This is a genomic window from Mesorhizobium sp. M1050 (genome assembly GCF_040318715.1).
Classification (GTDB): Bacteria; Pseudomonadota; Alphaproteobacteria; order Rhizobiales; family Rhizobiaceae; genus Mesorhizobium.
On record NZ_JAMYMV010000005.1, the window covers coordinates 114003 to 137416 of the forward strand.

The 23414-nt window shown below is 63.1% G+C and carries 19 protein-coding genes and 1 other RNA gene; 18 read left to right on the forward strand and 2 right to left on the reverse strand.

The features are described from left to right. Nucleotides 1-75 precede the first annotated feature (75 nt). Nucleotides 76-3906, reverse strand: a complete 3831-nt coding sequence (locus tag NKH57_RS04790; protein ID WP_352942171.1) for a hydantoinase B/oxoprolinase family protein — start codon at nt 3904-3906, stop codon at nt 76-78. A gap of 193 nt (nt 3907-4099) precedes the next feature. On the opposite strand from NKH57_RS04790, the gene NKH57_RS04795 reads away from it, so the two are divergent. From NKH57_RS04795 to NKH57_RS04820, 6 genes are all read left to right on the forward strand, one after another. Further along, nucleotides 4100-4345, forward strand: coding sequence for a hypothetical protein (locus tag NKH57_RS04795; RefSeq protein WP_084025055.1), 246 nt, complete (start codon nt 4100-4102; stop codon nt 4343-4345). Nucleotides 4346-4519: 174 nt separating this feature from the next. After that, nucleotides 4520-5239: a TerB family tellurite resistance protein gene (locus NKH57_RS04800; protein WP_352729554.1), complete on the forward strand. Its 720-nt coding sequence runs from the start codon at nt 4520-4522 to the stop codon at nt 5237-5239. Next, nucleotides 5236-5991, forward strand: a complete 756-nt coding sequence (locus tag NKH57_RS04805) for an N-acetylmuramoyl-L-alanine amidase (protein ID WP_352942174.1) — start codon at nt 5236-5238, stop codon at nt 5989-5991. The genes NKH57_RS04800 and NKH57_RS04805 overlap by 4 nt, the downstream gene beginning before the upstream one ends. Before the next feature lie 209 nt (nt 5992-6200). Next, nucleotides 6201-6929 carry a lytic transglycosylase domain-containing protein gene (locus NKH57_RS04810; protein WP_352942177.1) on the forward strand — a complete coding sequence of 243 codons (729 nt, stop codon included), beginning with the start codon at nt 6201-6203 and terminating at the stop codon, nt 6927-6929. A 50-nt stretch (nt 6930-6979) separates the two neighbouring features. Continuing rightward, nucleotides 6980-7390, forward strand: an RNA gene (gene rnpB, locus NKH57_RS04815) — RNase P RNA component class A. 168 nt (nt 7391-7558) lie between these two features. After that, nucleotides 7559-7837 (forward strand): type II toxin-antitoxin system ParD family antitoxin, encoded by a 279-nt coding sequence (locus NKH57_RS04820; protein WP_352729581.1) that lies wholly within the window; start codon nt 7559-7561, stop codon nt 7835-7837. Nucleotides 7838-7846: 9 nt separating this feature from the next. On the opposite strand, the gene NKH57_RS04825 is transcribed toward NKH57_RS04820, so the two are convergent. After that, entirely contained in the window at nt 7847-8962 is a 1116-nt protein-coding gene (locus NKH57_RS04825) for a cystathionine gamma-lyase (RefSeq protein ID WP_352942180.1), read from the reverse strand. A 407-nt stretch (nt 8963-9369) separates the two neighbouring features. Between NKH57_RS04825 and mraZ the strand changes: the two genes are divergently transcribed. From mraZ to murB, 12 genes are read left to right on the forward strand one after another with little or no spacing between them, the layout of a single operon-like run. Then, nucleotides 9370-9828 (forward strand): division/cell wall cluster transcriptional repressor MraZ, encoded by a 459-nt coding sequence (gene mraZ / locus NKH57_RS04830; protein WP_352942182.1) that lies wholly within the window; start codon nt 9370-9372, stop codon nt 9826-9828. Then, a complete protein-coding gene (gene rsmH, locus NKH57_RS04835) occupies nt 9825-10859 on the forward strand; it encodes a 16S rRNA (cytosine(1402)-N(4))-methyltransferase RsmH (protein WP_352942185.1) in 1035 nt (344 codons plus the stop codon). The genes mraZ and rsmH overlap by 4 nt, the downstream gene beginning before the upstream one ends. 4 nt (nt 10860-10863) lie before the next feature. Further along, on the forward strand, nt 10864-11259 hold the full coding sequence (ftsL, locus tag NKH57_RS04840; protein WP_352604183.1) for a cell division protein FtsL: 396 nt from the start codon (nt 10864-10866) through the stop codon (nt 11257-11259). Next, the gene (locus NKH57_RS04845; protein ID WP_352942189.1) at nt 11256-12965 is read left to right on the forward strand and encodes a peptidoglycan D,D-transpeptidase FtsI family protein; all 1710 of its coding nucleotides are present in this window, start codon (nt 11256-11258) and stop codon (nt 12963-12965) included. The genes ftsL and NKH57_RS04845 overlap by 4 nt, the downstream gene beginning before the upstream one ends. A gap of 54 nt (nt 12966-13019) precedes the next feature. Next, nucleotides 13020-14474: a UDP-N-acetylmuramoyl-L-alanyl-D-glutamate--2,6-diaminopimelate ligase gene (locus NKH57_RS04850; protein ID WP_352729566.1), complete on the forward strand. Its 1455-nt coding sequence runs from the start codon at nt 13020-13022 to the stop codon at nt 14472-14474. Next, complete coding sequence (locus NKH57_RS04855; protein ID WP_352942191.1) at nt 14471-15967, forward strand: UDP-N-acetylmuramoylalanyl-D-glutamyl-2,6-diaminopimelate--D-alanyl-D-alanine ligase; 1497 nt, start codon at nt 14471-14473, stop codon at nt 15965-15967. The genes NKH57_RS04850 and NKH57_RS04855 overlap by 4 nt, the downstream gene beginning before the upstream one ends. 3 nt (nt 15968-15970) lie before the next feature. Next, entirely contained in the window at nt 15971-17053 is a 1083-nt protein-coding gene (mraY, locus tag NKH57_RS04860) for a phospho-N-acetylmuramoyl-pentapeptide-transferase (protein WP_023757007.1), read from the forward strand. A gap of 8 nt (nt 17054-17061) precedes the next feature. After that, nucleotides 17062-18462, forward strand: a complete 1401-nt coding sequence (gene murD, locus NKH57_RS04865) for a UDP-N-acetylmuramoyl-L-alanine--D-glutamate ligase (RefSeq protein ID WP_352942194.1) — start codon at nt 17062-17064, stop codon at nt 18460-18462. Continuing rightward, a complete protein-coding gene (gene ftsW / locus NKH57_RS04870; RefSeq protein WP_023757009.1) occupies nt 18462-19613 on the forward strand; it encodes a putative lipid II flippase FtsW in 1152 nt (383 codons plus the stop codon). The genes murD and ftsW overlap by 1 nt, the downstream gene beginning before the upstream one ends. Nucleotide 19614: 1 nt before the next feature. Next, complete coding sequence (gene murG, locus NKH57_RS04875) at nt 19615-20742, forward strand: undecaprenyldiphospho-muramoylpentapeptide beta-N-acetylglucosaminyltransferase (RefSeq protein ID WP_352942196.1); 1128 nt, start codon at nt 19615-19617, stop codon at nt 20740-20742. Beyond that, nucleotides 20739-22145, forward strand: a complete 1407-nt coding sequence (gene murC / locus NKH57_RS04880) for a UDP-N-acetylmuramate--L-alanine ligase (protein ID WP_352942199.1) — start codon at nt 20739-20741, stop codon at nt 22143-22145. Before murG ends, murC begins: the two co-directional genes overlap by 4 nt. Continuing rightward, entirely contained in the window at nt 22142-23107 is a 966-nt protein-coding gene (gene murB / locus NKH57_RS04885) for a UDP-N-acetylmuramate dehydrogenase (protein ID WP_352942201.1), read from the forward strand. The genes murC and murB overlap by 4 nt, the downstream gene beginning before the upstream one ends. Nucleotides 23108-23414 lie beyond the last annotated feature (307 nt).

A 23414-nucleotide genomic window follows, 5' to 3' on the forward strand; every position in this document is an offset into this window, starting at 1 on the left:
TGATTCCCCATTTGCTTTGCCGCAAGCGGGTAACCCAGGGTGATGACAGGCCGGTGACAGCCTGTTGATGCCTGCTTACGGCTTGCCGAATCCGCCCGGCGTCGGCGTCGTCAGAATGACGGCTTCGCCCGGCTGAAGCACGGTCTGGTCGCAGGCCTTGAGGACTTCAATGGTTCCGTCCCTGCGGCGGATCTTGGTCGAGCCGACCTCGCCATCGCCGCCGCCGTCCAGGCCTTGCGGCGGGCGGTTGCGGTGCGAGGACAGGATCGCGCATTCCATCTTTTCGAGGAAGCGGATGGTCCGTTTGGTGCCGTCGCCGGCGCTCCATTTGCCCTTGCCGCCGGAACCCTCCCGAATGTGAAAATCCTCGAGCAGCACGGGAAAGCGCAGTTCCAGCACTTCCGGATCGGTGAGGCGCGAATTGGTCATGTGGGTGTGGACGCCGGAGGTGCCGGCAAAGCCGCGGCCGGAGTTCATCTGGCCGGCCGGCGAGCCGGAACAGATCGTCTCGTAATATTGGTACGTCTTGTTGCCGAAGGTCAGGTTGTTCATCGTGCCTTGCGCGTTGGCCATGGCGCCCATTGCGCCGAACAGCGCGTTGGTGACGTGCTGCGAGGTCTCGACATTGCCGGCGACGACAGCGGCGGGGTAGGTGGGTTTGAGCATGCAGCCGTCGGGAATGATGATGTTGATTGGCCGCAGGCATCCGGCATTCATCGGGATCATGTCCTCGACCATGACCCGGAACGCGTAGAGCACGGCGGCGCGGGCGACCGGCTCGGGCGCGTTGAAATTGTTCTTCATGACCAGTGATGTGCCGGTGAAATCGACCGTCGCCTCGCGCTTTTGCCGGTCGACCGTGATCTTGACCTTGATGATCTGGCCGGTGTCGGTCGGGTATTCGTACTGCGAACTGTCGGGGAGCCGCTCCAGCACGCGGCGCACGCTCTCGGCGGCATTGTCCTGGACGTGGCCCATATAGGCCTCGACGACATCAAGGCCGAAATGCGTGACCATCTTGCGCAGTTCGGCGACGCCCTTCTCGTTGGCGGCGATCTGCGCCTTGAGGTCGGCGATGTTCTGGTGCGGATTGCGGGCCGGGTAGCGGTGGTCGGTGAGCAGCGTTTCCAGCTCCTTCTCGCGGAAGTGGCCACGATCGATGATGCGGAAATTGTCGAACAGCACGCCTTCCTCGTCGACGGTGGTTGCAAGCGGCGTCATCGAACCGGGTGCCGTGCCGCCAATATCCGCATGGTGGCCGCGCGAGGCGACCCAGAAGAGGATTTCGTGTTGGGCGTCGTCGAACACCGGCGTCACCACCGTGATGTCGGGCAGGTGCGTGCCGCCATTGTAGGGGGCGTTGAGCGCAAAGACGTCGCCGGGGTGGATATCGCCGGAATTCAGCCGGATGATGGTTTCGACTGAACGGTCCATCGAGCCCAGATGCACCGGCATGTGCGGCGCATTGGCAACCAGCGCGCCGGTGCGGTCGAAGACGGCACAGGAGAAATCCAGCCTCTCCTTGATGTTGACCGAATAGGCGGTGTTCTGCAGCGTCACGCCCATCTGTTCGGCGATCGACATGAACAGATTGTTGAAGACCTCCAGCATGACCGGGTCGGCCTCGGTGCCGAGAGCGGCCTGCCGGCGCTTTTTCTCGACGCGGCGCAGGAGCACATGGTTCCTGGCGGTGATTTCGGCCTGCCAGCCCGGCTCGATCACGATCGTCTGGTTCGGCTCGATGATCAAGGCAGGACCCGCAACCGTGTTTCCCGGCCTCAGCGCCTCGCGGCGGAAGATGCCTGAAGCACGCCACTCTCCCTCGGTGAAGATTTCGCGGGTTTGCGAAGCGCTTACGACGAGGTCTTCGGTTTGCGATTCAGTTTCGTCGCGGCCGTTGCCGCCGGTGTCGATGCCTTCGACGCCGACGGTCTCGACGATCATCGGCTTGTCGTCATAGACGAAACCGAACTGTGCTTTGTGGGCGATTTCGAAATCGCGCTTGGCCTGGAAAATCGAGTCTTCCTCGAAATTTACCGGCAATGTCGTGTCGGTGCCGTCGTAACGGACGTGCAGCACCGGCTTCGCGGCAACCGCGTCCTCGGCGATGCCTTGTGCCGCGAGTTCGGCGATGACGGCTTTTTTCAAGGTGGTAATAAGGTTGCCGATCTCCGTTCTGGACTCTTCGGCAAGCGGCTTCAGCAGCGCCTGCTGGCGCGAGGCAAAAACCGAAGACAGGCCAATGCCGTAGGCCGACAGCAGGCCGGAGAAGGGATGGATCAATACCGCCTCCATGCCGAGCGCGTCAGCGACCAGGCAAACGTGCTGGCCGCCGGCGCCACCGAAGCAGTTCAAGAGATATTCGGTGACGTCGTAGCCGCGCTGAACGGAGATCTTCTTGATGGCGTTCGCCATGTTCTCAACAGCGATGGTGACGAAGCCTTCGGCGACAGCCTCGCGCGTGCGGCCGTCGCCAATTTCGGCTGCCAGCATGGCGAATTTTGCCCGCACCGTCTCGACATCGAGCGGCTGGTCCTGGCCGGGGCCGAAAATGGCGGGAAAGAAATCGGGCTGCAGCTTGCCCAGCATGACATTGGCGTCGGTGACGGCGAGCGGCCCGCCGCGCCGGTAGGCGGCCGGGCCGGGATTGGCGCCAGCCGCGTCCGGTCCGGCACGGACGCGGCCGGCCTCGTAATGCAGGATCGAGCCGCCACCGGCGGCGACGGTGTGGATGCGCATCATCGGCGCGCGGAGGCGCACGCCGGCGACCTCGGTGTCGAAGGCACGCTCATACTCGCCGTCATAATGCGCGACATCGGTGGAGGTGCCGCCCATGTCGAAGCCGATGACTTTGCCGAAACCGGCGAGCCTGGCCGTCTCGACCATGCCGACGACGCCGCCGGCCGGACCGGAGAGCAGCGCGTCCTTGCCCTGGAACATGTCGGCAGCGGTCAGCCCGCCGGACGACATCATGAACATGAGGCGAGGGCTTTCCCTCCCCCTCGAGGGGAGGGTGGCGGCGAAGCCGTCGGGTGGGGTCGGGTCGACCGGGTTCGACGCATCGGCGGTGCCTTCTGATAGGACCCCCTCTGGCCGCTTTGCCGACTGCCCTTCGCTATGGCTTCGGGCGTTCGTTGCTGAAAAAGCCAAATCGTTGGCTTTTTCTCGACTTTCGGTCGACCGCCCCTCACCCCCCTCGAGGGGGGAGAAAACGCCGAGCTCTCCCGCCACCCTTTGTACATATCTCGACAGGATCGGCGACAGATAGGCGTCGACCACAGTGGTGTCGCCACGGCCGACCAGCTTGATCAGCGGTGAGACCTCATGGCTGACCGAAACCTGGCTGAAACCAAGTTTCCGGCAGACCTTTGCCACCGCCTTCTCGTGGTCGGGATACTTCCACGCATGCATGAAGACGATAGCCACGGCATCGATGCCATCGGCCCTGGCCTGTTCGATCGCCGGCCGGCAGGCGGCGATGTCGAGCAATTGTTCGACACGGCCATCAGCGCGTACGCGCTCGTTGATCTCGATGACGCGCTCGTAGAGCTGTTCGGGAAGGATGATCTCCTTGGCGAAGATGTCCGGGCGCGCCTGATAGGCGATCTTCAGCGCATCGCGAAAACCCTTGGTAATGAGCAAAAGAACGCGGTCGCCCTTGCGCTCCAGCAGCGCATTGGTGGCGACCGTGGTGCCCATCTTGACGTCGCCGATCAGGCCGGGCGGGATGGCATCGCCGGAGGATAGACCGAGAAGGCCGCGAATGCCCTGGATGGCGGCATCGGCATAGGCCTCGGGATTTTCGGAGAGAAGCTTGCGGGGATGCAGCCCGCCCTCCGGATCCTTGCCGATGACGTCGGTGAATGTGCCGCCGCGGTCGATCCAGAAATCCCATTTTTCGGTCATGACAGCCCTGGCACTTTTCTGTTCGATCTGTGGTTCAGCACATTCTGTTAGTTCGCCATCGTTCGACCGGCAATCGCAAATGGACCAGACGATGTTACATGCGGAAACGCAACGTTACGAAACTCATGGCTATCTGATGCATTTCCTTTCGACCGTTCACGGCAACGTGAGCGTATATCGAAGGAGAGATAATATGAAAAAGCTCATTCTTGCGTCCGTTTCCGCTTTGGCCTTGCTTGGCGTTGCCGCCTGCAGTGACAACGGCACGGATAACACCACCACCCAGAGCACCCCACCGCCGGCCGAACAGCCGATGAAGCCGGCTACGCCGCCGGCCGCGACGCCTCCGGCTACCGACAACTCGACTACGAAGAGCATCACACCCGAGAAGCCTGCCGAGCCGGCTCCGGCAAAACCAGCTCCTGCGCCCGCGCAGTAGTCGGGAACGCGGTACTTTCGCGTGAAGGCTGAGAAAGGCCGTCTGGTATCGGCCTTTCTCGTTAGTCCGACCGCCGCGGCCACATCCCGCGCCAAAGTCGGGCCGATTGTCGTGCGGAGCCTGCGGCACTGTCCCGGCTTGATAGCAAGGGGCGGTGGCACTAAGAAGCAGGCTATGTCCATTTGGGATCGCCTTGGCGAGTTCATCACCCGCGTTTCATCTTCAACCTCGTCGGGTGTTGCCGACGTCGTCGAGGCCGTGCGTACGGTTTTTTCGGGCGATGCGGATCTGCGCCGGCGTGTCGCCTTCTCGGTGGCGATGATCGCATTGTCGGCCAAGATGGCCAAGGCCGATGGCATCGTCACCCAGGACGAGGTGCGCGCCTTCCAGCAGATTTTCGACGTGCCGCCAAAGGAGACGCGTAATGTGGCGCGGCTGTTCGATCTCGCCCAACGCGACGTGGCCGGTTTCGAAATCTATGCCGAGCGGATGGCGCAGATGTGCGGTTCGGGGCATTCCAACTGCGCGATGTTGGAAGACATACTCGAGGGCTTGTTTTACATCGCCAAGGCCGACGGGCTGGTGCATGAGCGCGAGGGCCTCTTCCTGCACCGCATCGCCGAGATTTTCCGCATTGATGAGACACATTACGAAAGCATCATGGCGCGGCACGTCAATCTGGGCGCCGGGGATCCCTATGTCGTGCTCGGCATCGAGCGCGGTAAGCCGTTCGAAGAGGTCAGGAAGCGCTATCGAAAGCTGGTTTCCGACAATCATCCGGACCGGCTGATCGCGCGCGGCCTGCCGCAGGAATTCATCAAGATCGCGACGACCAGGGTGGCGGCGATCAATGCCGCCTATGAGATGATCGAGCGGGGTCTGCGCCACGCATGAGCGGTTTCCTGCCCGACGAGCCACGTGCCGAGGTCAGGGTATCGCCGAATTTCGGTCCGCGGCGCGAGACACTCAAGCCTGACATGATCGTGTTGCACTACACCGGCATGGCGACTGGCATTGGCGCCGAGGCGTGGCTGTGCGATCCGGCCAGCGAGGTGTCGTCGCATTATCTCGTCCATGAGAATGGCCACATCGTGCAAATGGTCAGGGAAAGCGACCGCGCCTGGCACGCCGGCAAGAGTTCGTGGTTCGGACGCGCCGACATCAATTCCTGTTCCGTCGGCATCGAGATCGTCAATCCGGGACATACGCTGGGCTATCCCGGTTTTCCCAAGCGGCAGATCGATGCGGTGATCGGGCTGTGCAGGGGGATCGCCGGGCGGCATTCGATTGCCGCCGAGCGGGTGCTCGCACATTCCGATGTGGCGCCGGGACGCAAAATCGATCCGGGCGAGAAGTTCCCCTGGAAGACGCTGTTCGAGGCCGGTGTCGGCCATCTCGTGGCGGCCGCACCGATCCGGCGAGGAGCCGTGCTCAGGCTCGGCGATGCCGGCGGTGACGTCGAGGCGTTGCAGTCGATGCTGGCGCTCTACGGATATGGCGTCGAAATAACGAGCATTTTCGACCGACAGACGGAGTTCGTCGTCGAGGCGTTTCAGAGGCATTTCCGGCCGCGCAGAGTGGATGGCATTGCCGATGGCTCGACACTGCGGACACTGCAAAAGCTGCTTGCCTCCGTGAGACGCTGACCTCAGGGAAGCCTCTTCCAAGCAACCCCTTCCAATCTTTAAATTACAAGCTGTCACTCAAAGTGACTTGCCTGGCCTTGTTTGACACCAAATCGAGCGTCAAACGGCTGGCGTGCAAGTTGTCGGACCCCCAGCCCCCCGGATGTTTCGATATTGATTAAGCGTTGCTGCGTGAACATCTTCACGCAGTCCAGACAGAACAGGATCACATGCAGAAATTGACCGTTTTAACGGCAGCTCTTGCTGCCGGCGTAATGACTTTTGCCTTCGGCACGGCGCAAGCCGCGCCACTCAGCCCGCGGGCCGATCAAGGGCTTTCCGCCGTACCCGCAAAAAGCGGCAAGGCCACGCTGGCCACAAGCGACAAGGCAAGCCACGACGCCGAGGCGACGAAGCGAGTTTCCGCCAAAGTGGAAAAGGCAAGCTGGTCCAAGCCCAAGAAGTCTACCGCCAAAAGGCAGACGAAGCGCGGTCGCAAGACCGTCGACATGACGACAACGGCGTCGGTTGGTCTGAGGAAGGCGGCGGCATCGACGGCCGCGGTGGCCAGCAGCGGCCAGTATTCCGCAATCGTTGCCCGCTATGCGGCGATCGAAGGCGTGCCGGTGTCGCTCGCCACGGCCGTCATCAAGATTGAGAGCAACTACCGGCCTGACATCGTCGGCAGCGCCGGCGAGATCGGCCTGATGCAGATCAAGCCGGCAACAGCGCGGATGATGGGATATAGCGGTTCCGCCAAGGGCCTGTTCGATCCCGACACCAACATCAAATACGGCATGAAATATCTTGCCATGGCGCGGAGCCTCGGCGGCGGCACGACCTGTGGTACGATTCTGAAATACAATGCCGGGCACGCCGCAACGCGAATGAACCCGGTGTCGGCCGCCTATTGCGGCAAGGTCAAAGTGCAGATGGCTGCGCTTGGATCGCCTGCATAAGTCTGCTTTTTCGTTTGCGTTTTCGGGCGTGAACCCCTTTATACGCCTTGCCAGCTGGCCGGGCGGCCGCACCCGCAAACGCCGAAAGGCCGCGGGTGAGGAAAGTCCGGGCTCCATGGAAACACGGTGCCGGTTAATGGCCGGCGGGGGCGACCCCAGGGAAAGTGCCACAGAAAGCAAACCGCCACGGTTCGGCTTTGCCGGATCCGGGGCAAGGGTGAAAGGGTGGGGTAAGAGCCCACCGCGCGACTGGCAACAGGAGCGGCACGGTAAACCCCACCGGGAGCAAGACCGAATAGGGGCGGTGCGAGGGGAAACCCTCGAGGGCTGTTTCCGGCCCACCGTCCGGGTAGGTTGCGTGAGGCGCATGGCAACATGCGCCCAAGATGAATGGCCGCCACGTTCTCGCGCCGCAAGGGGCGAGGGCCATACAAAACCCGGCTTACAGGCCAGCTGGCAATTTTTCTCGCGCGAGATCGAAGAGAACTCTTCAGCAGGTTGCGCCCTCGGGCGCGCCTGGTGATTCAAGGTTTGTTCAACGATCCACCACGCAAGCCTGGACCGGCGATTGCTTGAACTTGGGTGCGATTAAATCGTACCGTGAATCGGCAATATTTTCGGGAGCCGTCATGGGACAGGTCGATAAACGCAGCATAACGCTGTCGCCGGAATTGGCGCAGGCGGTGGATGACGTGGTCGCCGCCGGCGAATATGCATCGGCGAGCGAGGTGATCCGTGATGCGCTCAGGCAATGGAAAGACCGGCGCGACCTGCATGGCTATACGGTCGAGGAATTGCGCAAACTTGTGCAGGAAGGGATCGATAGCGGGCCCGCTCTTGAGGGGCCGCCGATTATCGAACGAGCGCGCGCCAGATATCTCAAAATGGCAGAGGCAAAAAGCTCTTAGCCGATTTTGTCAGCCGCCGATCTTGTCCAGCGACGTCTCGATCGCCTTCCAGAGTTCTTCGACCGGCTCGCAGCCCACGGAGAGGCGTACGAAGCCGGCGGGAACCGCATCGCCTCGCTTCAAGCGCCGCTCGGCAGAGGTGTGGACGCCGCCGAAGGATGTTGCGGCCTGAATCAGGTCGCAATTGTTGATGAAATCCTCTGCCTTGTCCTCCGATGCGAGCTCGAAAGAGATGAGAAAGCCGAAGCGCTCCATCTGGGCGCGAGCAAGGTTATGCGACGGATCGCTTTCCAGCCCGGGGAACCGCAGGCCGCTGATCGCGCGGTGGTCCTTCAGCCGCCGCGCGATCACATCCGCCGAGGAACACATGCGATCGAAGCGCACGTCCAGTGTCTCCAAGCCGCGATGCACCAGCCAAGCTTCGAACGGACCGGGAATGCTGCCGGAAACCTCGCGCCAGCCGGTCACGGCGGCGATGATTTCGGCATTGCGGCTGGCGACATGGCCGAACAGCACATCGGAATGGCCATTGGGCGCCTTGGTGTCGGCGGCAATGACGACGTCGGCGCCATGGTCGAGTGGGCGCTGGCCGAAGGGTGTCATCGTCGTGTTGTCGACCACCAGCAGTGCGCCGGATTTGTGAACAGCATCGGCGACGGCCGCGATATCGCAGATATCCAGCCCCGGATTGGCGGGGGTTTCGACGAAGGCGAGGCGGTACCCTTCGAAGCCGCCATCGAGGAAGGTCGAGGTCGGCCTGACATCGTAGGTGACGCCAAGGGGCTTCAGGAAGCGTTCGGCCAAAGCCCGCGTCGTGTGATAGCCGTCCGAAGGCAGCAGGATACGATCGCCGGCCTTGAGCACGGCAAAAAATGCTGCCGAGATCGCCGCCATTCCCGAAGGAAAGGCGACGCAGGGCGCGTCCTCCAGATGGGCCAGCATATGTTCGACCGCATCCCAGGTCGGGTTGCTGAAGCGGCCGTACTGGTTGAAACCGGTGGCGTCGCCGGGCGCGTGAAAAATGGCGGCCATGGTCAGGGGCAGAGGGATGGAATCGCCCATGGCAAGCCCGCTGCTACGCAGATGGGATAGTGCTGCAGCGCGACTGTTCGCTGTTTCAGACATCGATTCTCAAATCCTTTGGTGACCGACCGGATGCGGCGAAACGCTATGCGGGGTAGCGCCTCGCGGCAAGGCGCGTCTGGTTAGGCCAGCGCCTCTAAACCCTTCGTTAGGCTTAATGATCCATAAAGACGAGATGTGACGTCAAGGCTGCTCTCGTTGGTCGCGGCGTGCGTGTTTGTGAAGCCCTTCCCGTTGACGCCCATAGTGCCCCATGATATCCCATACAAACATCAAAGCCTTCGTTCCGCGTCAGGGTAAAGCGTACGCCAATCGGGCAGCCGCGGCGGCTGCGCGTTTGCCGGTTTTTGCCCGTGCCAACGAGATTGATGCGGGGCAGCGAACGTGCCGCGGCGGCGCGTGCGACACGACGAAGAGGGGTGCGGCGGCGCAAGCGGCCGTGGCATTTAATGGACCGGTTTCTCTCGAACACGGTGAGCAGGATCGATGCGAAGGGACGGGTATCCGTTCCGGCGCATTTCCGCGCCGTCGTGCAGAAGCGCGGCTATTCGGAACTCTATGCGCTGCGCTGCCTGGATCTGCCGGCAATGGATGTCGGCGGGCTCGACCTGCTCGACCGCTACGAGCAGCGCATCGCACTCGAGGATCCCTTCCTGCGGACGGCGGACGATATGTCATTCTTCTGCCATGGCGACGGAACATTCTTGAAACTCGACCAGGACGGTCGCATCACGATGAGCGATTTTATTCGCGAACACACCGGCATTTTGGCGGAAGTGGCCTTTGTCGGACGCGGCAATTTCTTTCAGGTCTGGGAGCCGGGACGGCTTGCTGCCTATGGGGCGCAGGCGCGGGCTCGGCTTTTGCAGCTTCGGCAGGGGACGAAGGCTGGGGAGCGATCGGAATGACGGTGGGCCACGGCGATGACCTTCCTCACGCCGCAGATGGGCACGCCGTTGGCGGATCGGCCCGCCACATTCCGGTCCTCCTTGGCGAAGTGCTGGAAGCACTGTCGCCAGCGGAGGGCGACATCATCATCGACGGCACGTTCGGCGCCGGCGGTTACACCAGGGCCATTCTGGCGACGGGCGCCTCCGTGGTGGCGATCGACCGCGATCCGGATGCCATCGCCGCCGGGCGCGATCTCGAGGCGCTGTCGGGCGGCCGCCTGCGGCTGGTGCAGGCGCCGTTCTCGACGCTGGACGAACATGTCGAGAGTGCCGACGGCGTCGTACTCGACATCGGTGTGTCCTCGATGCAGCTCGACCAGGCCGAGCGCGGGTTTTCGTTCCGTGCCGACGGGCCGCTCGACATGCGCATGGCGCAAGCTGGTTTGAGCGCCGCCGACGTCGTCAACAGTTTCAAGCCCGGCGACCTCGCCCGCATCTTCGGCTTCCTCGGCGAGGAGCGTCACGCCGGACGCATCGCCCGCATGATCGAGGCTCGCCGCGAGAAGCGTCCATTCGAGCGCACGCTGGAATTGGCCGACGCAATCGAGACGCATATCGGCCGTGCGCCGAAGGACAAAATCCATCCGGCGACGCGCGTTTTCCAGGCGCTGCGCATTTTCGTCAATGACGAGCTTGGCGAACTGGCCAAGGCCTTGTTTGCGGCCGAACGTGCGCTGAAGCCGGGCGGACGGCTCGCCGTGGTGACGTTCCATTCGCTCGAAGACCGCATCGTCAAGCGTTTCATCGCCGACCGTGCCGACGTCGCGACCGGCTCGCGTCACCTGCCCGAGGCTCATGCGCGCACCGCGACCTTCCGCAAGGCGGGCGGCGGCGTGACCGCCGGCGATGCCGAGGTGGCGGCCAATCCGCGCGCCCGTTCGGCCAGGCTGCGCGCGGCAATCCGCACCGAGGCGCCGGCGCGCAGCAGCGACTTTTCGATTTTCGGCCTTCCAAAGCTTCCCGGTATCGACCGGCCGGGGGAGAGGTAAGCACGTGTTTCGTACCAGCGACATCGTCCTGATCGCCGTCATGGTTGGGGCGGCTGCCCTTACCTACAAGGCCAAGCGCGAGGCCGAGGAACAATTGGCTTCGGTGCAGAAGATCCATGCGCAGATCCGCTATGAGGAGGACACGATCGACCTGCTCAAGGCTGACTGGAGCCTGCTCACCCAGCCATCGCGGCTGCAGAAGCTGGCCGAACTCTACAAGTCACAGCTCGAACTCGAGCCGGTTAGCGCTCGCCAGATCGTCGGCATCGGCGACCTGCCGGCCAAATCCCTGGACATCCAGGACATCCTGTCCGGACGCCAGGGCGGCATGGCCGACAATTCCGATCAAGCGCCTCCTGGCAGCAAGGATCCCGTGGTGACCGGAGGCATCGCCCAATGATCGGCAAACTGCTGAAGCGTCGCGTCAGGACGGGTGAAGGCGGTTCGATCGTCGTCGAGGGCGCCCGCAAGGCGACCGGCGGCAAGGGCAGGACGCGCATCGTCATGACGATGGCGGTGTTCTTCGGGATCTTCTCGACGATTTCCGGGCGCCTGGTCTATCTCGGCTTCCAGACCCCGGATATGTCGGGCGGTCCGCAAAGCCGGGTGACGGCATCGCGGCCCGACATTGTCGACCGCAACGGCGAAGTTCTGGCGACGGACATCAAGACGGCGTCGCTGTTTGCCGAGCCGCGCCGCATCGTAGACGCCGACGAGGCGATCGAGAAGCTGTCGACGGTGCTTCCGGACATCGACTATGAGCAGACCTACCATAAGCTGAAGAGCGGTGCTGGTTTCGTTTGGCTGCAGCGTCAGCTGACCCCCAAGCAGCAGTCCGACATCATGCAGCTCGGCATTCCCGGCTTCGGTTTCCGCACCGAGAAGCGCCGCTTCTATCCGAGCGGCGAGACCTCGTCCTACATTGTCGGGCTTACCAACATCGACAACCAGGGCATCTCCGGGATGGAGAAATATGTCGATGAGCAGGGTTTGAGCGACCTGCAGGCATCGGGCCTCGCGGTGGCCAAGGATCTCAAGCCGGTGAGGCTTTCGATCGATCTGCGCGTCCAGCATGTGGTGCGCGACGAGATCGCCGCCGGCCTGGAGCGCTATCGCGCCATGGGCGCTGGCGCCGTTGTGCTCAACGTCAAGACCGGCGAAGTGGTGGCCATGGCCTCGGTTCCGGATTTTGATCCTAACAATCCTTATAATGCGCAAGACAAGGACCGGCTGAACCGGATGTCGGCAGGCCTCTACGAGATGGGCTCGACCTTCAAGAGCTTCACCTCTGCCATGGCGCTCGATTCGGGCAAGGCGACGATGGCGAGCCGCTTCGATGCTTCGCATCCAATCCGGGTCGGCCATCAGGCCATTCACGACTTCCACGGCAAGAACCGTGTGCTGTCGTTGCCGGAGGTGTTTCTCTATTCGTCCAACATCGGGTCGGCCAGGGAGGCCGAAATGGTCGGCATCGCGGGGCACCGCGAATTCCTGCATCGCCTTGGAATTTTGGATAAGATACAGACCGAACTGCCGGAAGTCGCCCGCCCGACTGAACCGAAGGTCTGGAAACAGGTCAATTCGTTCACCATCGCCTTCGGTCACGGCGTGTCGACGACGCCGCTGCAAGCGGCTGTCGGCTGCGCCGCGCTGATGAATGGTGGCTTCCTGATGAACCCCACCTTCCTGATCCGTACACAGGAAGAAGCGATGGCCATGGCCAAGAAAGTGGTCAGCGAAAAGACGGTCGACGGCATGCGCTACCTGTATACGCTCAACGCGGAGAAGGGCTCGGCCAGAAACGCCAGAGTGCCCGGCTATCGCGTTGGCGGTAAGACCGGAACAGCCGAGAAGGTCATCAATGGCCGCTACTCGAAGGAATTGAATTTCAATACATTCGTCGCCGCCTTTCCGATGGACGATCCACAATACCTGGTGTTTACGATTGCCGACGCTCCGCACCCTGAAAAGCCGGGCATGACAGACGTCGCGGCATCGAACGCGGGCGTTATGGCGGGCAACATTATCCGGCGTGCGGCTGCCATGCTTGGCGTGAAGCCAGATTTCAGCCATGAAAATGGTGCAACGCTGGTTTCCTATCAGTGATTCTTAGGGCGCGCCGGTAACTGCGCGCTATTTTGTTGCGGTGAACGGGGTTCGATGAAACTAAGAGACCTAGCCGGTATCCTGCCAGTCGAAGGAACAACTTCCGCCGATCTGGAGGTCATCGGGATTTCGTCGGATTCCCGCCAGGTAAGATCGGGCGTTGTCTTTTTTGCGCTCGCCGGAACCAAGGCCGATGGTGCCGCCTATGCCGCCGACGCCGCCGCGCGTGGTGCGGCCGCGATTGTGGCTGCCAAGGGCAGCGCCATTGCTGGGCTGTCGGTTCCGGTACTGGCTGTCGACGATCCGCGCCTGGCGCTGGCGCTGAGTGCGGCCCGCTATTTCGGCAAGCAGCCTCAGACCATGGTCGCGGTGACCGGTACCAGCGGCAAGACATCGGTCGCCGCTTTCACCAGGCAGATCTGGGAGCAGGCGGGCTATGCCGCCGCTTCGATCGGCACCACCGGCGTGGTAGCTCCGGGCCGCAACGATTATGGCTCGCTGACGACGCCCGATCCGGTCGCCTTGCACCAGTTGCTGCGGGAATTGGCCGATGCCGGCGTCAACCACGCCTCCATGGAAGCCTCCAGCCATGGGCTCGACCAGCGCCGCCTCGACGGTGTGAAGCTGGCGGCCGGCGGGTTCACCAATCTCGGCCGCGACCATATGGACTACCATCCGACCATCGAGGACTATCACCGCGCCAAATTGCGGCTGTTCGACACGCTGCTGCCGAAGGGCGCTCCGGCCGTGATCTTCGCCGACGATCCATGGTCTTCGCCGACGATCGAAGCGGCGCGGGCTGCCGGGCTCGAGGTGCTGACGGTTGGCCGTCATGGCGATTTCCTCAGGTTGAAGCGGGTCGAGCACGAGCGTCACCGCCAACGCGCCGAGGTCGAGGCCGACGGCGTGCTCTACGAAATCGACCTGCCGCTGGCCGGCGACTTCCAGATATCGAACGCGCTGGTTTCGGCCGGACTGGCCATTTCCACGGCAACGCCAGTTGCCAAGGCCTTGATGGCGTTGGAGAAACTGAAGGGCGCGCCGGGCCGGCTCGACCTCGTCGGCACCACCGCGAATGGCGCGCCGGTCTATGTCGATTATGCCCACAAGCCGGACGCGCTGGAAAACGTGCTGGTCTCGGTGCGCCCATTCACCACCGGTCGCGTCGTCGTCGTGTTCGGCTGCGGCGGCGACCGTGACCGCGGAAAAAGGCCGATCATGGGGGAGATCGCGACGCGGCTTGCCGATGTCGTGATCGTCACCGACGACAATCCGCGTTCTGAAGTACCGGAAACAATCCGCGCTGCGATCCTCGCCGCCGCTCCTGGTGCCATAGAGATAGGCGACCGGCGCCAGGCGATCCGCGAGGCGGTCGCCATGCTGCATGCCGGCGACACGCTGATCGTAGCCGGCAAGGGCCACGAGGAAGGCCAGACGATCGGCTCCGAGACCTTGCATTTCTCCGATCATGAGGAAGTTCGCGCAGCACTCGTTGAGCGTGCCGCATGAGCTTGTTGTGGACCTCCGAGGCGCTGGTCGCCGCCATGGACGGGCGGCCGCTCGGGCCGATGCCGGACGGCATATCGGGTATTTCGATCGACAGCCGCAGCTTGCAGCCGGGCGACGCATTCTTCGCCATCAAGGGCGAGGCGATGGATGGGCATGACTTCGCCACATCAGCCATCAAAGCCGGCGCCGGAGTGCTGGTGGTGGCTGAAGGCAAGCTGCCGTCGCTCGGCAGGCTGACGGCGCCGATCATCGTCGTCGATGATGTGCTGGTCGCGCTGGAAAAGCTCGGAGTAGCCTCCCGCGCGCGCTCCCAAGCCAAAATCATCGCGGTGACCGGTTCGGCTGGCAAGACCACCACCAAGGAAGCGCTGCGTCATGTGCTGCAAGCCGTCGGCAAGACACACGCCTCGGCGCAGTCGTTCAACAATCACTGGGGCGTGCCGCTGACATTGGCGCGCATGCCCGCCGATTGCGACTATGCCGTTTTCGAAATCGGCATGAACCATCCTGACGAGATACGGCCGCTGGTGAAAATGGTGAGGCCGCACGTCGCCATCGTGACCATGATCGCGGCCGCCCACCTTGGCTTCTTCCGCAACCTGGACGAGATCGCCAAGGCCAAGGCCGAGATTTTCGAAGGGCTGGAGCCTAAGGGTGCCGCTGTCCTCAACCGCGACGATGCGCGCTTCAAGATTCTCGACAAGATGGCGCGTGTCGCCGGTGTCGAGCACGTCTACGGTTTCGGCGAGAATGCGCGTTCGGCCTTCAAGCTGGTCCAATGCGAACTGCACGCAGACCATTCCGACATCACCGCCAGGATCAGCGGCCGCGAAGTGTCGGCTCGGATCGGTGCGCCCGGCCGCCATATGGTGCAGAACGTGTTGGCGGTGCTGGGGGCGGCGCATCTGGTCGGCGCCGATCTCGACAAAGTGGCCCTGGCACTGGCCGATCTTTCGGCCGAGCGCGGGCGCGGCAAGCGCCATGTGCTGCGCCACCCCGGTGGCTCGCTTTCGAGCCACCCCGGTGGCCCGACTTCGAGCCACCCCGGCGGGCCGATCACGCTGATCGACGAGAGCTACAACGCCAATCCGGCGTCGATGGCTGCCGCGATGGCATTGCTCAACGCGACGCCGGTGACGGGCGAGGGCCGCCGCATCGCGGTGCTCGGCGACATGCTCGAACTCGGCGACCATTCGGCCAAGCTGCATGCCGCTCTCGCCGACCTTATCGTTGGCACCGGGACGCAGACCGTCTTCCTTGGTGGCCCGGAAATGCGGGCGCTGGCCGAGATACTGCCCGGTGAAGTCAAGACGGAATACCGTGCCGGTGTCGAGGAACTGAAGCCGGTGCTGCTGGCCGCGCTGAGGCCAGGCGACGTGGTGATGATCAAATCGTCGAAAGGCATCGGCTTTACAAAACTGGTCGATGCGGTGCTGGGCAAATTCCCGCCTGAATCGACAACCAGAAAACAGACCCAGGTCGGGGGACGATAACGCATGTTCACATTACTCGTCGATTTTGCGGACAAGATCTCGGCCTTCAATGTCTTCCGCTACATCACCTTCCGCACCGGCGGGGCGTTGATCACGTCGGCGCTGATCGTCTTCATCTTCGGACCGACAATCATCAATTCGCTGCGCCTGCGGCAAGGCAAGGGCCAGCCGATCCGGGCTGACGGGCCGCAGACGCATTTCAAGAAGGCTGGTACGCCGACCATGGGCGGCCTGATGATCCTGTCCGGCATCATAGGCTCGTCGCTGCTGTGGGCGAACCTGTCGAGCATCTACGTCTGGGTGGTGCTGCTGGTGACTGTGGGCTTCGGCTCGATCGGCTTCTACGACGACTATCTCAAGGTGACCAAGCAGTCGCATCTCGGGTTTTCCGGCAAGGCGCGGCTGGCGCTCGAATTCGTCATCGCCGGTATTGCCGCATGGGTGATCATGCATAACGGCCAGGCGCCGTTCTCCTCGTCGCTGACATTTCCCTTCGCCAAGGAATTCATCGTCAATCTCGGCTGGTTCTTCATTCCGTTCTCCTGCTTCGTCATCGTCGGCGCCGGCAATGCGGTGAATCTGACCGATGGCCTGGACGGACTGGCGATCGTGCCTATCATGATCGCGGCGGCCTCCTTCGGCGTCATCGCCTATCTCTCCGGCAACGCCGTCTTCGCCGAATATCTGCAGATCCATTTCGTGCCCGGCACCGGCGAACTGGCGGTCGTGCTTGGCGCGGTCATCGGTGCCGGCCTCGGCTTTCTCTGGTTCAACGCGCCGCCGGCGGCGATCTTCATGGGCGACACCGGTTCGCTGGCCATGGGTGGCCTGATCGGCACCGTGGCCGTCGCCACCAAACACGAGATCGTGCTTGTCATCGTCGGCGGATTGTTCGTCGTGGAAATCCTGTCGGTCATCATCCAGGTCGGCTACTTCAAGATGACTGGCAAGCGGGTGTTCCTGATGGCGCCGATCCACCATCATTTCGAAAAGCTGGGCTGGACCGAGAGCCAGGTGGTGATCCGCTTCTGGATCATCGCCGTCATCCTGGCGCTGGTCGGCCTGTCAACCCTGAAGCTGAGATAGGAGTCCGCTTGATCCCCGCCGCATCCTTTTCAGGCAAGCGCGTTTCGCTGTTCGGGCTCGGTGGTTCGGGGATTGCGACGGCGCGCGCGCTTATCGAGGGCGGCGCGGATGTGCTGGCCTGGGACGACAATCCCGAAAGCGTCGCCAAGGCCGCCGCCACCGGGATTGCAACAGCCGATCTGCGCGGCGCCGACTGGGCGAAGTTCTCGGCCTTCGTGCTCTCGCCGGGCGTTCCGCTGACGCATCCCAAGCCGCATTGGACGGTGGAGCTGGCGCGCGGTTCGGGTGTCGAGATCATCGGCGACATCGAGCTTTTCTGCCGCGAACGGATGCTCAAGGCGCCGATATCGCCCTTCATCGCCATCACCGGCACCAACGGCAAGTCGACGACGACCGCGCTGACGGCGCATATCCTGAAAGCGGCGGGACGAGACACCCAGATGGGCGGCAACATCGGCCGCGCGGTGATGACGCTCGATCCGCCTGAGCCCGATCGGCACTATGTGGTCGAATGCTCGTCCTACCAGATCGATCTCGCGCCTTCGATCAACCCGACGGCCGGAATCCTGCTCAATCTGACGCCCGACCATCTCGACCGTCACGGCACCATGCAGCACTACGCCTCAATCAAGGAACGGCTGGTAGCCGGCAGCGAGACGGCAATCGTCGGCATCGACGATTCCTGGTGCGCGCAGATCGCCGAGCGGCTGGAGCGGGCGGGGCGTCATGTCATCCGGATTTCCAAGCGGCTGCCGCTGACCGACGGCTATTTCGCCGACGGCAGCTACCTGATGGAGGCTGTGCACGGCCGCTACAGCCGCGTCGCTTTCCTCGAAGGCATCGGCTCGCTGCGAGGCCAGCACAACGCGCAGAACGCGCTGGCTGCGGTCGCCGCTTGCCTCAAGGTCGGACTGGAGCTCGGCGAGATACAGTCGGGGCTGGAGAGCTTTCCCGGCCTCGCCCACCGCATGGAGCAGGTCGGCCGCAAGGACCATGTGCTGTTCATCAACGATTCCAAGGCGACCAACGCCGATGCGGCGGCACCGGCGCTGTCCAGCTTTGCGCGCATTTACTGGATCGCCGGCGGCCTGCCCAAGGAAGGCGGCATCGAGCCGTTGCGCGGTTTCTTTCCGCGGATTGCCAAGGCTTATCTGATCGGCGAGGCCGCCCCTGCCTTTTCGGCGACGCTGGGTGAGGCCGTGCCTTACGAAATATCCGGCACGCTGGCAGCGGCGGTCGAGCACGCCGCGCATGATGCGGCACAGGACGACAGCGGCGAGGCGGTGGTGCTGTTGTCGCCGGCTTGCGCCAGTTTCGATCAGTTCAAGAATTTCGAGGTCCGCGGCGAAGCCTTCAGGCAAGCTGCGCATGCTATCGAGGGCGTGAAACCCATCGGAGGGACACGATAATGCAAAGCCGTCTCGACAAAAGTCCGGTTGCGACCTGGTGGTGGACGATCGATCGCTGGTTCCTGGCAGCGTTCCTGTCGCTGATGGGGCTCGGCATCGTGCTGTCCTTTGCCGCCAGCCCGGCGGTGGCCGAACGCATCGGTCTCGACAGTTTCCACTTCGCCACCAGGCAGATCATCTTCACCGTGCCGGCGCTCGGCGTAATGCTGGCAGTGTCGTTCCTCGATTCCCGGCAAATCCGGCGCATGGCGCTGATCATGCTTTGCCTGATGCTGGTGCTGATGGTGGCGGTGCTCTATGTCGGCGTCGAGGTGAAGGGGGCGCGCCGCTGGGTGTCGCTTGCCGGGCTGTCGATCCAGCCCTCTGAATTTTTGAAACCCGCCTTCGTCATCATGTGCGCGTGGCTGTTTGCCGAGCACAAGCGCCAGCCCGACATTCCGGGCAATCTGTTCGCCATGCTGTTGCTGGTGCTGGTCGTGTCGCTGCTGGTGGCGCAACCAGACCTGGGCCAGACCATGCTGACGACCGGCACCTGGGGCATCATGTTCTTCATGGCGGGGCTGCCCTGGCTGTGGATCGTCGCGCTGGGTGCCGCCGGCGTCGGCGGCGTCTTTGCCGCCTATACGGTGTTTCCGCACGTTGCCTTGCGCATCGACAAGTTCCTTACCGGCGAAGGCGACACATTCCAGGTCGACATGGGCCGCGAGGCGCTGATCAATGGCGGCTGGTTCGGCGTCGGGCCGGGCGAGGGCACCGTCAAGCGGGTTATCCCGGACAGCCATGCCGACTTCGTCTTCTCGGTCGCCGGCGAAGAATTCGGATTGATCATGTGCTTCTTCATCATGTCGATCTTCGCCTTCATCGTTTTGCGCGGCCTCAACACGGCGCTGAAGGAGCATGACGATTTCACCCGCTATGCGGTCGGCGGCCTCGTCACCGTGTTCGGCCTCCAGGCCGTCATCAATATGTGCGTCAACCTGCAGCTTGTGCCGGCCAAGGGCATGACGCTGCCGTTCATCTCCTATGGCGGCTCCTCGCAGATCGCGATCGCCATCTCGATGGGCATGGTGCTGGCTTTGACACGCAAGAGACCGGAAAAGCGCAAGCAGATGGGCTTTGCGCTGCCGCAGCGCGCGCTGCCGGCGGAGTGATATGGCCAGAGGCGTCATCCTTCTCGCGGCGGGCGGAACCGGTGGGCATCTTTTCCCGGCCGAGGCGCTGGCGCATGAGCTGAACGAGCGCGGCTGGTCGGTGCATCTGGCGACCGACGACCGTGCCGAGCGGTTCGCCGGTCATTTTCCGGCGGCAGCCATTCATCCGATCCAGTCGGCGACGATGGGTTCGAAAAATCCTTTTGCCGTGCTTGGGGCTTTCTGGAAAATCTGGCGCGGCGTGCGCCAGGCTTCCGCCATCATCGCCAGGATCAAGCCGGATGCCGTCGTCGGCTTCGGCGGCTACCCGACCCTGCCGCCGCTCTACGCGGCGACGCGTCGCAAGGTGCCGACGCTGATCCATGAGCAGAACGCGGTGATGGGCCGCGCCAACCGGGCGTTGGCCGGGCGTGTCGATGCGATCGCCGGCGGCTTCCTGCCGCAGGACACCAGTGCTGCCGGCGCCAAGACGGTGACGACGGGCAATCCGGTCAGGCCTGCCGTGCTGGAAGCGGCCAACACGGCTTATGCGGTGTCGGTCGGGGAACAGCCGTTCCGCCTGCTGGTGTTCGGCGGCAGCCAGGGCGCCCAGTTCTTTTCAGACGCCGTTCCGGGGGCAATCGCGCTGCTTTCCGATGCCCAGCGCAAGCGGCTGGTGATTACCCAACAAGCTCGTGCGGATGACGTGGCGCGGGTCAAGGCTGCCTATGCCGCCCTTGGCGTTGCCATCGAGGTTTCGCCGTTCTTCACCGACATGGCGGTACGTATGGCTGCCGCGCATCTGGTGATCTCGCGTTCCGGCGCTTCGACAGTCTCGGAGATCGCCGTTATCGGCCGGCCGGCACTGCTGGTGCCTTACCCGCACGCGCTCGACCACGACCAAGCGGCGAACGCGGCGGCCCTTGCCGCCGCCGGCGGTGGCGAAGTGCACCCGCAATCCTCGCTTTCGCCCGAACGCATCGCAGCCCTCGTCGGCGGGCTGATGGACGCCCCCGAGCGGCTGGCGGCGATGGCCGCGGGCGCGAAATCGGCGGGCAGGCCCGACGCGGCACGGTTGCTCGCCGATCTCACAGAGGCTATTGCGTCGAAAAAAACCGTTTCGGATTTCAGGAAGGGGACGCAAGCATGAAGATGCCGCAGACCATAGGCCTTGTGCATTTCATCGGCATTGGCGGCATCGGCATGAGCGGCATTGCCGAAGTGCTGCACAATCTCGGCTACAAGGTGCAAGGCTCCGACCAGGCCGAGAGCGCCAATGTCCAGCGGCTGCGCGACAAGGGCATCGAATGCTTTGTCGGCCACAAGCCCGAAAACCTCGGCGATGCCGAGGTGGTGGTCGTCTCGACGGCAATCAAGAAATCCAATCCGGAACTCAAGGCCGCGCGCGAAAAGCTGCTGCCGATCGTGCGCCGGGCCGAGATGCTGGCCGAGCTGATGCGCTTCCGCCAGGCGGTGGCCATCGGCGGCACGCATGGCAAGACGACGACGACCTCGATGGTGGCGACCTTGCTCGATGCCGGCGGGCTCGATCCGACCGTCATCAATGGCGGCATCATCAATGCCTATGGCACCAACGCCCGCATGGGCGATGGCGAGTGGATGGTGGTGGAGGCCGACGAGAGCGACGGCACCTTCCTGAAGCTACCGGCCGAGATCGCGGTCGTCACCAACATCGATCCCGAGCATCTCGATCACTATGGCAGCTTCGACAAGGTGCGCGAGGCGTTCCGCCAGTTCGTCGAGAACGTGCCGTTCTACGGTTTTGGCGTAATGTGCACCGATCATCCCGAGGTGCAGGCGCTGGTCAGCCGTATCGAGGACCGCCGCATCGTCACCTATGGCGAGAATGCGCAGGCCGATGTGCGCTTCACCAACCATCGCATGGCGGGTGCCATTTCGGAATTCGACGTGGTGATCCGTGACCGCAAGACCGGCGACCAGACGACGATAGCAGGCCTGCGCCTGCCGATGCCCGGCCGTCACAACGTCTCCAACGCGACCGCCGCGATCGCGGTCGCGCATCAGCTCGGCCTGTCGGCCGAGGCGATCAAGAGGGGCTTGTCGTCCTTCGCCGGCGTCAAGCGCCGCTTTACCCATACCGGCTCGTGGAACGGCGTGGACGTGTTCGACGATTACGGCCACCATCCGGTCGAGATCTCTGCGGTGCTGAAGGCGGCGCGCAGCGCCACCAAGGGGCGCGTCATCGCCATCGCCCAGCCGCATCGCTTCACCCGTCTGCATGATCTGTTCAACGAGTTTTCCGCCTGCTTCAACGACGCCGACACGGTGATGGTGGCGCCGGTCTATGCGGCCGGCGAGGAGCCGATCGAAGGCGTCAGCTCGGACGCGCTGGTGTCGCGCATCCGCGCCGGCGGCCATCGCGATGCGCGCTACATCGAGGGTCCGACGGCGATTGCGCCCATCATCCGCGATCTGGCCAAATCAGGCGACTTCGTCGTCTTCCTTGGCGCCGGCAACATCACCCAATGGGCCTATGCGTTGCCCAAGGAGCTTGGCGGGACGGTCTCATGATGCACGGCCAGGCCCTGATCGACAGACTTGGCGACCGGCTTGCCGGCCTGCGCGGGCGCGTCACGCCGAATGCCGAGATGGACAAGATCACCTGGTTCCGTGCGGGTGGTCTGGCGGAAGTGCTGTTCCAGCCGGCGGACGAAGAGGACCTTGCCACGTTCCTCAAAGCCGTTCCGGAGGAAATACCGCTGACCATCGTCGGCGTCGGATCCAACCTTCTGGTCCGTGACGGCGGCATTCCGGGCTTTGTCATCAGGCTTTCGGCCAAGGGGTTTGGCGAAGCGGAAGTCATTTCGCCAATCAGGATCAAGGCCGGCGCGGCCACGCCCGACAAGCGCGTCGCCGCGGTGGCGCTCGAGGCCGGCATTGGCGGTTTTCATTTCTACCATGGCATTCCGGGCGCCGTCGGCGGCGCACTGCGGATGAATGCCGGTGCCAATGGCGTCGAGACGCGCGAGCGCGTCGTCGAGGTGCGCGCGCTCGACCGCAAGGGCAATGTGCAGACGCTCAGCAATGCCGACATGGGCTACGCCTATCGTCATTCGGCGGCACCTGCCGGACTGATCTTCACCTCGGCCGTGTTGGAAGGCTTTGCCGAGGACAAGGCCGTGATCAAGGCAGCGATGGATGCCGTGCAGAACCACCGCGAGACCGTGCAGCCGATCCGCGAGAAGACCGGCGGCTCGACCTTCAAGAATCCGGAAGGCACGTCGGCCTGGAAGGAGATCGACAAGGCCGGCTGCCGCGGCCTGATGATCGGTGGTGCGCAGATGTCGCCGATGCATTGCAACTTCATGATCAACACGGGAACCGCGACCGGCTACGACCTTGAATATCTCGGGGAGACGGTGCGCACGCGGGTGCTGGAGAATTCCGGTGTCCGGCTGCAATGGGAAATCAAGCGCATCGGCAATTTCCGGCCGGGACATGCCGTTCAGGAGTTTCTCGGACAGCTGCTTTAAGGTGCGCTGATATTCAGGTGATGCCGGCCTGCAAACGACGGCTTTCTACGCTTCCTGTGCTCACGGACCCGAATGTCCGCTCCGCTCCGGTTCTCGAAAGCCATCATTTTCGACTCGGCCTGACCTGAATCTCAACACATCTTACGCACGTCGAACTTAATTTGACACATGAAGTTAGACGGTGCCAAAACGGCCCGCAACCGTTGCCCCGAAGAACTCAACGACACGCTTTTCGCATTATTTTCTCAGAAAGTGAATCTCTCGGAATCGTAAGTACTTGCCAGTGAATCAACTCTCTGATTCTCTG